This is a genomic window from Streptomyces sp. NBC_01446, assembly GCF_026340095.1.
GTDB classification, from domain to species: Bacteria; Actinomycetota; Actinomycetes; order Streptomycetales; family Streptomycetaceae; genus Streptomyces; species Streptomyces aureus.
The window spans coordinates 6000524-6012620 of record NZ_JAPEPO010000001.1 but is presented as its reverse complement, the minus strand read 5'-3'; the positions used below and the strand labels follow the sequence as shown (position 1 = coordinate 6012620).

Below are 12097 nucleotides of genomic sequence, written 5' to 3'. Positions count from 1 at the left end.
GCCCCTCAGTTCCAGTAGTCGAGCCGCAGGACACCGGCGACCAGACACATGGCCGCGGCGACGGACAGCAGCGCGATCAGGCTCTTGGGCAAGCCCTGCTTGACGAAGGAGATGACGCCGCCGATCAGGAAGAGACCGACGAGGATGAGGACGGTGTTGAGGCCGTTCATGGGTTAGAGGGCGCCCTTCGTGGACGGAAGGATGCCCGCGGCACGCGGGTCGTGCTCGGACGCGTAACGCAGCGCGCGGGCCAGCGCCTTGAACTGGCACTCCACGATGTGGTGCGCGTTGCGCCCGTACGGGACGTGGACGTGCAGCGCGATCTGGGCCTGCGCGACGAACGACTCCAGGATGTGCCGGGTCATCGTCGTGTCGTAGGAGCCGATCATGGGGGCCATGTTCTCGGGCTCGGTGTGCACCAGGTAGGGGCGGCCGGAGAGGTCGACCGTGACCTGGGCGAGCGACTCGTCCAGCGGGACGGTGCAGTTGCCGAAGCGGTAGATGCCGACCTTGTCGCCGAGCGCCTGCTTGAAGGCGGCGCCGAGCGCGAGGGCGGTGTCCTCGATGGTGTGGTGCGTGTCGATGTGCAGGTCGCCCTCGGTCTTGACCGTGAGGTCGAAGAGGCCGTGGCGGCCGAGCTGGTCGAGCATGTGGTCGTAGAAGCCCACGCCCGTGGAGACTTCGACCTTGCCGGTGCCGTCGAGGTCGATCTCGACCAGGACCGAGGTCTCCTTGGTGGTGCGCTCCACCCTGCCTACGCGACTCATGCGTTCCGCTCCTTCTTGATTGCGCGTACCGCATCGAGGAACGCGTCGTTCTCGTCAGGGGTGCCCGTGGAGACACGCAGCCACCCGGGTACGCCGTTGTCCCGGACCAGGACGCCCCGGTCGAGGATCTTCTGCCACACCGCGTGCGCGGCGCCTTCGCCTTCGAATCGGCCGAACTGCACGAAGTTGGCGTCCGAGTCGGTCACTTCGTAGCCGGCCGCCCGCAACTCGGTCACCAGGCGGTCACGTTCGTCCTTCAGCTGTTCGACGTAGCCGAGGAGCGTGTCGGTGTGCTCCAGGGCGGCGAGGGCCGTGGCCTGGGTGACGGCCGACAGGTGGTACGGCAGGCGCACCAGCTGGACGGCGTCGACGACGGCGGAGGCGGCGGCCAGGTAGCCGAGGCGCAGGCCCGCCGCGCCGAACGCCTTCGACATCGTGCGCGAGATGACGAGGTTTTGCCGTCCTTCGAGCAGCGGGAGAAGGGACTTCCCGTGGCTGAACTCGATGTAGGCCTCGTCGACGACGACCATGGACGGCTTGGCGGCCTGCGCGGCCTCGTACAGGGCGAGGACCGTCTCGGGCGGGACCGCGCTGCCCGTGGGGTTGTTGGGCGTCGTGATGAAGACGACGTCCGGGCGGTTCTCGGCGATGGCCTTCACGGACGCTTCCACGTCGATGGTGAAGTCCGCGCTGCGCGGTCCGGAGATCCAGCCGGTGCCGGTGCCGCGCGCGATGAGGGCGTGCATCGAGTACGAGGGCTCGAAGCCGATGGCGCTGCGGCCGGGGCCGCCGAAGGTCTGCAGGAGCTGCTGGATGACCTCGTTCGAGCCGTTGGCGGCCCAGACGTTCTCGATGCCGACGTGGTGGCCGCCGGTGCGCGTGAGATAGCCGGCGAGCTCGGTGCGCAGCTGGACCGCGTCCCGGTCGGGGTAGCGGTTGAGGTCGCGGGCGGCCTCGCGTACGCGCTCCGCGATCCGCTCGACGAGCGGATCGGGCAGCGGGTAGGGGTTCTCGTTCGTGTTCAGGCGTACGGGTACGTCGAGCTGGGGGGCACCGTACGGGGACTTGCCGCGCAGCTCGTCCCGCACGGGCAGATCGTCGATACCGGTCACTGGCCGGGAACCTTCCATTCGAACCTTGCCTTGATCGCCGCGCCGTGCGCGGGCAGGTCCTCCGCCTCGGCGAGCGTGACCACGTGGTGGGCTACGTCGGCGAGGGCGTCGCGCGTGTAGTCAACGATGTGGATGCCGCGCAGGAAGGACTGGACGGACAGACCGGACGAGTGGCAGGCGCAGCCGCCGGTGGGCAGCACGTGGTTGGAGCCCGCGGCGTAGTCGCCGAGGGAGACCGGCGCCCAGGGGCCGACGAAGATCGCGCCGGCGTTCTTCACGCGCTGGGCGACCGCGGCGGCGTCGGCGGTCTGGATCTCCAGGTGCTCGGCGCCGTACGCGTCGACGACGCGCAGGCCCTCCTCTACCCCGTCGACCAGGACGATCGCGGACTGCCGGCCGCGAAGGGCGGGGACGATCCGGTCGTCGATGTGCTTGGTGGCCGCGACCTGCGGCTCCAGCTCCTTCTCGACGGCGTCCGCGAGCTCCGCCGAGTCGGTGACGAGGACGGCGGCGGCGAGCGGGTCGTGCTCGGCCTGGCTGATCAGGTCGGACGCGACGTGCGCCGGGTCGGCGGTGGCGTCCGCGAGGACCGCGATCTCGGTCGGGCCCGCCTCGGCGTCGATGCCGATGAGGCCGGTGAAGTAGCGCTTGGCCGCGGCGACCCAGATGTTTCCGGGGCCGGTGACCATGTTCGCCGGGGCGCAGGACTCGGTGCCGTACGCGAACATCGCGACGGCCGTGGCGCCGCCCGCGGCGTACACCTCGTCGACGCCGAGCAGCGCGCACGCGGCCAGGATCGTCGGGTGCGGGAGGCCACCGAACTCGGCCTGGGCCGGCGAGGCGAGGGCGATCGACTCGACCCCGGCCTCCTGCGCGGGCACCACGTTCATGATCACGGAGGACGGGTAGACCGAGCGGCCGCCCGGCGCGTACAGGCCGACGCGCTCGACGGGCACCCACTTCTCGGTGACCGAGCCGCCGGGGACGACCTGCGTGGTGTGGGTGGTGCGGCGCTGCTCGCGGTGGACGATGCGGGCCCGGCGGATCGACTCCTCCAGGGCCGCGCGGACGGCGGGGTCCAGTTGCTCCAGGGCTTCCTGGAGGGCCTTGGCGGGAACCCGTACGGATTCCAGCTTCACCCCGTCGAACTGCTCCGCGTAGTCGATCAGTGCCGCGTCGCCACGATGATGCACGGCCTCGCAGATCGGGCGCACCTTCTCGAGGGCGGCCTGAACGTCGAAGTCGGCTCGGGGCAGCAGGTCGCGCAGTGCGGGGCCCTTCGGGAGGGCGTCGCCGCGCAGATCGATTCGGGCCATCGGCAGAAATTGCAGCACGTGCTCAATTCTCGCAGACGCCGCATCAGCGCCCGACGTCCGTATCAATGGCTGATACGGATCTCCGTGCAAGACCGGACGAAGACCTTCACCAGTAGCGTTCAGGCCGTCACTCAGCGGGCATGAACAGTTGTACTAAACCCGCGAGTAGCGGAGCCGTACCGGGACGTACGGGGCTCCGTGGGGATCCGGGGGCTTACGGGGAGGAAGGCAAGTCGTGGTCGACGGTACGGGCATCGGTGACCCGCCGGACGGTCTCACGGGTACCGAGATCGGCATGTGGCAGGCCTTCCGCAACGGCAGTGTCTACGACCTGAGCTCGGGCGATCCGGACGTGGACGACCCGCACGGCGGACAGGCCTGGGGGCCCGGCCGCAGCGTGCGGGCGCGCATCGTGGCCTGGCTGCTGCTCGACGGGCCGCCCGCGCTGTCCGGGCGTGTCGCGTCGCTCAAGCTCAAGGGCGTACAGATCACCGACGCGCTCGACGTCTCGGGCGGCGGCGTCGTGCCGTACGTCGAGCTGACGCGGTGCCGCTTCGAGAAGGAGATCCTGGTTCCCGAGGCCCGGTTCACCACCCTGCGCCTGGTCGACTGCTCGATCCCCCGCCTGGAGGGCGCCCGCGTCCACACGGAGGGCGATCTGCATCTGCCGCGCTGCCGCTTCCACAGCGGTGTACGCCTCACCGACGCGCACATCGGCACGGACCTGCTGCTCAACCAGGCCGTCGTGTACCGCGACCGGCGCGGCAAGTCGATCATGGCGGACGGCATGTCCGTCGGACAGGACCTCCAGGCCGAGATGCTGGAGACGCACGGGGAGCTCAGCCTGCGCGGTGCCCAGATCGGCGTCTCACTCAGCCTGCGCGGCAGCCGGCTCTCCAACGCGTACGGGAGCCGCGCGCTCAACGCGCCGCAGCTCACGGTCGAGCGCTCCCTCTACCTGACCCCCGCCGGCGTCGGCAATCCGCTCCAGACCAGCGGCACGACACCGGCCCGCGGCACCCGTGTGCAGCGCTTCGAGTGCCAGGGCGGGGTGCGGCTCGACGACGGCCGGTTCGGCGACGCCGTCGACCTCGACCAGGCGCGCTTCCACCTGGAGAACGACCAGGAGGTGTCGCTGCGCCGCATCCAGACGCCCGAGCTGCGCTTCCTGTGCGAGCGGCCGCAGCGCGGGCGGATCGTCCTGTCCGGCGCGAAGGTCGTCAACCTGATCGACAGGGCGGCGAGCTGGCCGGGCCCCGGCGGTCTGCGCGTGGGCGGCTTCACGTACGAGAACCTCATCCCCTCCGGCCCGTTCCCGCTGTCGCGGCGCCTCGAGTGGCTGTCGGCCGCGACACCGGAGTACAGCCCGGAGCCGTACGAGAAGCTCGCGACCGTGCTGCGCAACAGCGGCGAGGACGCCGACGCGCGGGAGGTGCTGCTCGCCAAGCAGCGCCGCCGCCGCGAGACGCTGCCGCCGGCCGCGAAGATCTGGGGGTACATCCAGGACTGGACGGTCGCCTACGGGTACCGGCCCGGGCGGGCCGCGGTGTGGATGGCCGTGCTGTGGGCGGCGAGCACGCTGGCCTTCTCCCACGCGTCACATCCGGCCATCAAACCGGGTGAGGCACCGCACTGGAGTCCGGCCCTGTTCTCGCTCGATCTCATCCTGCCGGTCATCGACCTGGGTCAGGACGGCTACTGGCAGCTCCAGGGCGGCTGGCAGTGGGCCGCGACCGCGCTGATCCTGCTCGGCTGGATCCTCGCCACGACGGTCGCCGCGGGGGCCACCCGGCTGCTCCGCAGAAACTGACCGGGCACCCTCGCATTTTTTGCCGGACCGCGGGCAACCATGGGTGCATTTCAGCCGTCATCCCAGCGCAACCATCAACCGAGCGACGGGGAGCGGGGTCCACACCTTGGCACTGCTGCGCGCCCTCATCCGCACCGCGCGGATGGTCCGCCACACCTCGGGTCTCGCGGCCGGGCTGCCCGCCGACGACGACGTCCTCCTGGACGTCCCCGATGAACGCCTCGCGCCCGCGCTCGTCGCCGCGGGCCGGGGCGAGTACGAGGCGGCCGCCAAGCTGCTCGCCGCCACCCGCGAGGCCGGCGAGTGGGAGAACCGGGACCGCTACGTCACCCGGCTCGCCGCCTTCGCCAGATCCCGCGGCGAATGGTTCGACGACTGGCGCTTCGCGGCGCCCCACGACCCGGACGCCCTCCTCGTCAAGGCCGAGCTCGAGGTCGCGCGCGGCTGGGAGTCCCCCGCCCGCGCCGAGCTGCTGCGCGAGGTGACGCCGCTGATCACCGCCGCCGCCGAGGGCGACCCCGGCGACCCGGTGCCCTGGCGGGTCGCCCTCGACCACGCGCGCGGCACGAACGCCTCGCACACCGTCTTCGAGAGGCTCTGGGCCGAGGCCATAAGGCGCTCCCCTCACCACTACGGCTGCCATGTGTCGGCGCTCCAGTACCTGTCGGCCGCCTGGTACGGCTCGCATCGCGAGTGTTTCGACTTCGCCGAGCGCGCGGCCCAGGACGCCCTGCCGGGGTCCCTGGTGCAGGCGCTGCCGGTGCGGGCCGCGTTCGCGTACCTGACGAGCGCGGAGGGCCCGGGACCGGCCGCGAAGGTGCCCCGCGAGCGCCTGGACGAGGCCGCCGACCTGGCGATCGCCCTGTCCCACGAGTACGCCGCCGACGACCCCTGGCCCGCCGAGGTCCGCAACCTCCTCATCTACGTCCTGGTCCGCCTGGAACGCTGGTCCGACGCCCTGGAGCAACTGCGCCTGACCGGCCCGTACGCGTCGTCGTTCCCCTGGGACCGGATCTCGGACGACCCGCTCGGGCAGTTCCTGGAACTGCGTGACGGCGTACGGATCGAGGTGGCCGCGGCCCGTCCGCTCGGCGGTCGCGGGACCGGTCGCGGATCCCGCACCTCCGGCTCCCATTAGGCTTGACCGTCGTGACCACCGTCCGGCTTCCGCTCTTTCCGCTCAACTCGGTGCTGTTCCCGGGACTCGTGCTCCCGCTGAACGTGTTCGAGGAGCGCTATCGCGCCATGATGCGCGACCTGCTGAAGACCTCCTCCGGGGGTTCCGAGGCCTCCGGCGACCCCGGCGGCTCCGACGAGCCGCGCCGGTTCGCCGTCGTGGCGATCCGCGACGGCCACGAGGTCGCGCCCAGCGCCCCCGGCATGCCGGACCAGGCGGCGAAGACCGCCGCCGAGGCGGGCCCCGCGGCCGGCTTCGGCGACGACCCGATCAAGGCCCTGCACGGCGTGGGCTGCATCGCGGACGCCGCGACGATCCGGGAGCGCGCCGACGGCAGCTTCGAGGTGCTCGCCACCGGCACGACCCGCGTGAAGGTCCACTCGGTCGACGCGTCGGGTGCCTATCTGACCGCCGAGGTCGAGGAGCTGCCCGAGGAGTCCGGCGACGAGGCGGGCGCCCTCGCCGAAGGGGTGCTGCGCGCCTTCCGCTCCTACCAGAAGCGGCTCGCGGGCGCCCGTGAGCGCTCCCTGGCGACAGGCGCCGACCTGCCGGACGACCCGTCCGTCGTGTCGTACCTGGTGGCCGCGGCGGCCGTCCTCGACGTGCCGACCAAGCAGCGCCTCCTCCAGGCCCCGGACACGGCGTCGCGCCTGCGCGACGAACTGAAACTCCTTCGCGCCGAGACGGCGATCATCCGTAATCTGCCGTCCTTGCCGGCCGGCGACCTGACCCGGCAGGCGACCAGCCTCAACTGACGCGGCCGGTCCCGACTGACGTAAGGCATGAGGACGTTGGCGAAGAAGTCCAAGAAGCAGCAGTCCGGGGGAACGCCCGCGACCGTGGCGCTCACCGCCGCGGGTACGCCCTTCACGACGCACGCGTACGAGCACGACCCCGCCCATCCCTCGTACGGGGACGAGGCGGCGGCGGCGATGGGCGTCTCCCCCGACCGGGTGTTCAAGACGCTCGTCGCCGACGTGGACGGCGAGCTGACCGTCGCCGTCGTGCCCGTGGCGGGCCAGCTCGACCTGAAGGCCCTGGCGACGGCCGTCGGCGGAAAACGGGCCGCGATGGCCGATCCGGCGGCGGCGGAGCGCACCACGGGCTATGTGCGGGGCGGCATATCCCCGCTGGGCCAGCGCAAGAAGCTGCGTACGGTCCTGGACGACTCGGCGCGGGCGCACGACACGATCTGCGTCTCGGCGGGCCGCCGCGGCCTGGAGGTGGAGCTGGCCCCCACGGACCTGGCGACGCTCACGTCAGCGGTGCTGGCTCCCATCGGCCGCACCTGACCCCGACCGGAATCGCCGCCACCTCTCGACGCACGACATGTCCTCGGCTAAGTACCGAGGACATGTCGAAGAGGACGCGCAAGCGGAAGTGGCGGATCAGGAAGCACAAGGCCAATCACGGGCGCAGGCCCGCCTGAGAGCTGCCTTCAGGGCGCCGGAGGGGTGTCCTGCGGGTAGTGGGTGTCGAAGTACGGGTCGGGATCGCGGGGCCCGAACAGGCCGGTCAGGCCGAGGTGGACGATCATCGCGGCGAGCGGCCAGGCGAGGAGCGCGCCCTTCGCCTTGAGTTCGAGCGGCGCGTCGAACGTGACGCCCTTGCCGACCTCCTTGGCGTGGGCCGCCACGTCCTGCGTGGGGCCGAGCCAGATCCCGAACCGCCAGGCGAGGAGCCCGCCGAGAAGTCCGCCGACGGCCAGGGCGACGACGAGCGGTACGCCGCCTCGCTTGCGCCAGAGGAACACGGCGACGGCGCTGACGACGCCGAACGCGAGGCCCAGCAGCGTGAACGTTCCGTCGACGCCGACGGCCTGCTCACCCTCGGTGTCCTTGAGGTAGACGGCCTGGGCGTCCGCGATGAGCGGCACCTGCGGCGCGAGCCACATCCACAGCGCGCCCAGAAGCAGCCCGCACACGGCCAGCGCGACCGTGACGACGGCGGCCTCCCGCAACTCGGTCCTCATCCCTGGCCCGTCCTCCTGGTGCTCGTGAGCGTGAGACGGCACAGCACCCGCGGGCCCGGAGGCCTGCCAGGGGTCGTGCGGGGGTTGCTGGGGTCGTGGCGTCAGCGGTGCGGTCACACTGCCATCGTGCCAGGCCTCTGCGACACGCGCGTCACCGGACGGCCGCCCGGCGGTACGCCCAGGTGGCGAGGGCCAGCGAGGCGACGCCGACACCCGCGCAGACACCCAGATCGAGGAGCACGACGCCCCAGTCCGGATGCGCCCCGAAGGTGCGGGCGAAGGCCTCGACGCCGTACGTCGACGGCAGCAGATCGCGCGCGTACTGGATGACGTCCGGCATGCGGTCGGCCGGCAGGACGCCGAGCAGGAGCGCCGCGGACATGCCCAACTGGCCGAGCAGTGTGGCCAGTTCGGGCCGCGGGGCGAGCAGCCCGAGCGCGGCGCCGAGCCCGGAGAGCGCGGCACCGGCGAGCGGGATGACGGCGGCGAGCACCCACAGGTGCGCGAGCGGAAGCTGGAACATGACACAGCCGACGACGGCGGTGACCACGGTCCCGGGCACGGTGAAGGAGGCGTACGCGCCGGCGGCGCCCAGCACCACGGCGGCGGGCGGCACGGGCAGCGTCGCATAGTGATCGAGCCCGCCGGCGGCCCGCAACTGCCCGAAATACTGCGCGAGCAGATTAAGAGCAACAAACGCGACAACCAGAACACTCGCCCCGGCGACAACAGCCTGCGCCTCCCGGCCTCCGTCCACCACGCCCCGCATCAGAATCATGATGCCGACGGACTGGAAGGTGGCGACGAAGAGCAGCGGGATCCTGGCGACACGCGCCCGCGAGAGCTGCGCGCGGTACACGGCGGCGAGGGACGGCAGCAGCCGCGCCCTCGGGGCGAGCTCGCCGACGGCGTCACCCTCGGCGCTCAGCCCGCTCGCGCCCGCCCGGGCGCCGCCCTGAAGGACCTCAGCGGGTACGACACTCACGGTGCGCGACTCCTGTCGTGACTGTTCCGTCGGGTACGGGGGCCGCCGCGTTCACGACTTCACCAACCCCTTGGCCTCGCCGCCGAGCGCCAGGTACACATCTTCCAGGCTCGGCGTGGTCAGGGAGAAATCGTCTAGGGCGGCGAACGCCGGGCCGCCGGTGACGGCGGCGACGGCGGCCCGCGCCTCGTCCGGCCCGAGCCGCAGCGACCAGCGGCGCCCCGACTCGACGGCGGAGGCGCGCAGCGCGGCGACGGCGGGCACGTCCAGGGGCGCCCGCTCCCGCCACACGAGCTCGACGCGCACCTCGCCGGCGACCTTCTCCTTCAGGCCGGCCGGGGTGTCGCAGGCGATCACGCGCCCGCGGTCGAGCACGGCGACGCGATCGAGCACGGTCTCGGCCTCGATGACGTTATGGGTGACCAGCACAACGGTGGCGCCGCTCTCGGCCCGCCGCCGGTCGACAGCGGCCCAGACGGCACGACGGGCGACAGGATCCATCCCCGTGGTCGGCTCATCAAGCACCAACAACGGCCGCTCCCCCACGAGAGCAGCGGCAAAGCAGGCAAGCCGCCGCTGCCCGCCGGAAAGCTTCTTCAGGGGCCGCGACGCAATCGCCCCGAGCCCCAGCTCCTCCACCACGGCGTCCCGCTCGGCCCGGGCCGTACGCAGATCGAGCCCCCGCAGCCGCCCGGTGGTCTCGGCGGCGAGCGACACGGTCAACTCGTCCAGAGCGCTCGACTCCTGCCCCAGATAGGCCAGAATCCGCGAGGCCCGCTCCGGATAGCGCACGATGTCGTGCCCAAGAATCCCGACGCTCCCGCTGTCGGGCCGCATCAGCCCGGTCAGCTGCCGTACGAGGGTGGACTTACCGGCGCCGTTGGGCCCGAGCAGCCCGAAGATCTCCCCGCGCCGGATCTCGAGGGACACCCCGTCGGTGGCCCGGATCGCAGCGCTCCCGGGCGCTCCGCGACGCCCGCGGGTGGCGGGATACGTCCGCACGAGATCCCGCACGACGCACACCACATCCCCCCGTCGCCCCGTGGGGGCCGCCTGTGCCGTGCGCGTACTCACGAAGGACGAGAGTACGGGGTCGAACCCTCCGGACGACGCCCGGGTAGGGACATGCCACCGAAAACGGGCCGCGCCCACCCCACCCACGTAAACGAGCTGAGGCCCCCACCCCCAAACGAGCCGCACCCACGACCAAACGAAAGGGGCCGACCGGCATGTCCGCCCGGAGCCAGCACGCTGCCGCACACACGACCAAACAGAAGGGGCCGGGCCGGTATGTCCGCCCGGAGCCGGCACACACAACTGACGCGCACGAAATCCAACGCCGAACCATCCAAGCGAGGACGGACATACCGGACCGGCCCCGCACCCGCGACGGACGCGAGCCACAAGCCGAAATCAAGCCCGCACCCGCCAAGGGACACCCGGCACCCGCACCCGCACCCGCACCCGCACCCGCACCCGCCAAGACCACCACCCCGGAGTAAGACCACCACCCCGGAGCAAGACCATCCCGCCCCCGACTACTCCGCGGTCACCCGCTCCGCAGCGCTCCGCACATCGACCTCGCGCCAGAACCCGGCCCGAATCGCATACCGATCGTGCTCGTCGATCTGATCGTCCTTGTGGGCGAGCAGCCCGAACCGCGCGGCATACCGCAGCAGCTCCCCGTCGATACGATGCGGCACCCGCGGATACATGGTGGACAGCTTCTGCAGCTGAACCTGGTCCCCCAGCCGCTCCATCCACCGCCGGGCGAACACCTGCCCCACCTCGAAGGGGTCACCCCCGACGGTGGTGATGTCCTCCTCGCGGTCGGCCCACCGCTGCTCCGCGGTGGTCAGCTGGGCCAGCGTCGGCAGGGACGCCGCATCCGCCGACTCCCCCACGACCCCGGGCCGCTCCACCCACCCCTTGTCGGACGACCACCGCAAGGTGGCGTTGGCGGGGTGCTGCCCGGGATGAACATGAGGATGCACCCCAAGCCCAGGAGCGGCGCCGGGCCCGCGCAGGGCGGCAAGGTCCTTGGGCGTGGGGACGCCCTTCCCCGCGCCACCCCGCTCGTCCTCGGTCCCCCCACCGTCACCCTCGCGCGCGGCCACCCCGTGATCGACACCGTCACCGACCGGGGCACCCCCCTGCCCGGCGCCGCCGGGGGCGCCACCGCCCCCCGGCACATCGGAGAGATCCGCGGAGTGCCCCGCAGCGGAGGCAAGCGCCGACTCAGGGAGCGGCGCGGACAGAATCGCCGCGATCTCCGGCCGCGGAACGGGCTGCGGCGCACAGATCCCGCCGACTTCCTTGGCCCGCACGGCCTTGGTGATCCAGGCCCGGTCGAGCACGCGCCGCTCATCCGCCTCGGCGACGAGGTCCTCGGACTGGTTGTAGTCGCCGTCGGCGGCCTGCACGGCCCACAGGTGCACGGCGACCCCGTGCTCCTTCGCCGCCATCATGCCGGGCAGCAGATCGCCGTCACCGGTGACGAGCACGATGTCGGAGCAGGCGCGGTTACGGGCGAGTTCGGTCAGCTCGGCGTGCATCGCCGCGTCGACCCCCTTCTGCGCCCAGCGCCCGTCGCTACGGGTGAGCGCACCGAGTCGCACGGTCACGCGGGGCATCACGCGGAGCCGGCGGTGCTCGGGCTGGGGCACCCTGTCCGGCGCCCCGTCGAACCAGTAGATCCGCAGAAGTGGCCGCTCGGTGTCGGATTCGGCGCGCTCACGCAGCCCTTGGATGAGGGCGACATGATCGACGGTGATCCGGGACCGGGACGGCTCTCCCGCGAGGAGACTCGCGGCGGCCCCGAGCAGGTAACCGGCGTCCACCAGGACGATGCAACGGTCCACTCGATCCACCCTCTTTCGCTGAATTACCGGCGTCCGGAGGTCCCACGGTGTCGACGATCGCGGGTTCGCCTCGGGTTTCCTTCGAGTCTGCCCGACC

General features: G+C 71.9%; 12 protein-coding genes. 4 read left to right on the top strand and 8 right to left on the bottom strand.

Annotated elements, in window-relative coordinates; genetic code table 11:
* Positions 1 to 5: 5 nt before the first annotated feature.
* The 4 genes from OG456_RS26905 to hisD are packed head-to-tail and all read right to left on the bottom strand — an operon-like array spanning position 6 to position 3195.
* Complete coding sequence (locus tag OG456_RS26905) at positions 6 to 170, bottom strand: hypothetical protein (RefSeq protein WP_266565284.1); 165 nt, start codon at positions 168 to 170, stop codon at positions 6 to 8.
* A 3-nt stretch (positions 171 to 173) separates the two neighbouring features.
* Positions 174 to 767, bottom strand: coding sequence for an imidazoleglycerol-phosphate dehydratase HisB (gene hisB, locus OG456_RS26900; protein ID WP_266565282.1), 594 nt, complete (start codon positions 765 to 767; stop codon positions 174 to 176).
* Positions 764 to 1897, bottom strand: coding sequence for a histidinol-phosphate transaminase (locus tag OG456_RS26895; protein ID WP_266565280.1), 1134 nt, complete (start codon positions 1895 to 1897; stop codon positions 764 to 766). The genes hisB and OG456_RS26895 overlap by 4 nt, the downstream gene beginning before the upstream one ends.
* Positions 1876 to 3195, bottom strand: a complete 1320-nt coding sequence (gene hisD, locus OG456_RS26890; protein WP_266565278.1) for a histidinol dehydrogenase — start codon at positions 3193 to 3195, stop codon at positions 1876 to 1878. Before hisD ends, OG456_RS26895 begins: the two co-directional genes overlap by 22 nt.
* 235 nt (positions 3196 to 3430) lie before the next feature.
* Between hisD and OG456_RS26885 the strand changes: the two genes are divergently transcribed.
* The 4 genes from OG456_RS26885 (at position 3431) to ybaK (ending at position 7474) form a co-directional block, all read left to right on the top strand.
* Complete coding sequence (locus OG456_RS26885) at positions 3431 to 5005, top strand: oxidoreductase (protein ID WP_266565277.1); 1575 nt, start codon at positions 3431 to 3433, stop codon at positions 5003 to 5005.
* Between the two features lie 142 nt (positions 5006 to 5147).
* A complete protein-coding gene (locus tag OG456_RS26880) occupies positions 5148 to 6143 on the top strand; it encodes a hypothetical protein (protein ID WP_266569445.1) in 996 nt (331 codons plus the stop codon).
* Between the two features lie 11 nt (positions 6144 to 6154).
* Positions 6155 to 6937: an LON peptidase substrate-binding domain-containing protein gene (locus tag OG456_RS26875; RefSeq protein WP_266565275.1), complete on the top strand. Its 783-nt coding sequence runs from the start codon at positions 6155 to 6157 to the stop codon at positions 6935 to 6937.
* A gap of 36 nt (positions 6938 to 6973) precedes the next feature.
* A complete protein-coding gene (gene ybaK, locus OG456_RS26870; RefSeq protein WP_266569444.1) occupies positions 6974 to 7474 on the top strand; it encodes a Cys-tRNA(Pro) deacylase in 501 nt (166 codons plus the stop codon).
* Positions 7475 to 7620: 146 nt separating this feature from the next.
* On the opposite strand, the gene OG456_RS26865 is transcribed toward ybaK, so the two are convergent.
* The 4 genes from OG456_RS26865 to OG456_RS26850 all read right to left on the bottom strand — a co-directional run bounded on the left by OG456_RS26865 (position 7621) and on the right by OG456_RS26850 (position 12000).
* Positions 7621 to 8271, bottom strand: a complete 651-nt coding sequence (locus OG456_RS26865) for an AAA family ATPase (RefSeq protein WP_266565273.1) — start codon at positions 8269 to 8271, stop codon at positions 7621 to 7623.
* A gap of 34 nt (positions 8272 to 8305) precedes the next feature.
* Complete coding sequence (locus OG456_RS26860; protein WP_266565271.1) at positions 8306 to 9139, bottom strand: ABC transporter permease; 834 nt, start codon at positions 9137 to 9139, stop codon at positions 8306 to 8308.
* A gap of 51 nt (positions 9140 to 9190) precedes the next feature.
* Positions 9191 to 10213: an ABC transporter ATP-binding protein gene (locus OG456_RS26855; protein WP_266565269.1), complete on the bottom strand. Its 1023-nt coding sequence runs from the start codon at positions 10211 to 10213 to the stop codon at positions 9191 to 9193.
* A 464-nt stretch (positions 10214 to 10677) separates the two neighbouring features.
* The gene (locus OG456_RS26850; protein ID WP_266565267.1) at positions 10678 to 12000 is read right to left on the bottom strand and encodes an NYN domain-containing protein; all 1323 of its coding nucleotides are present in this window, start codon (positions 11998 to 12000) and stop codon (positions 10678 to 10680) included.
* Between the last annotated feature and the right edge of the window lie 97 nt (positions 12001 to 12097).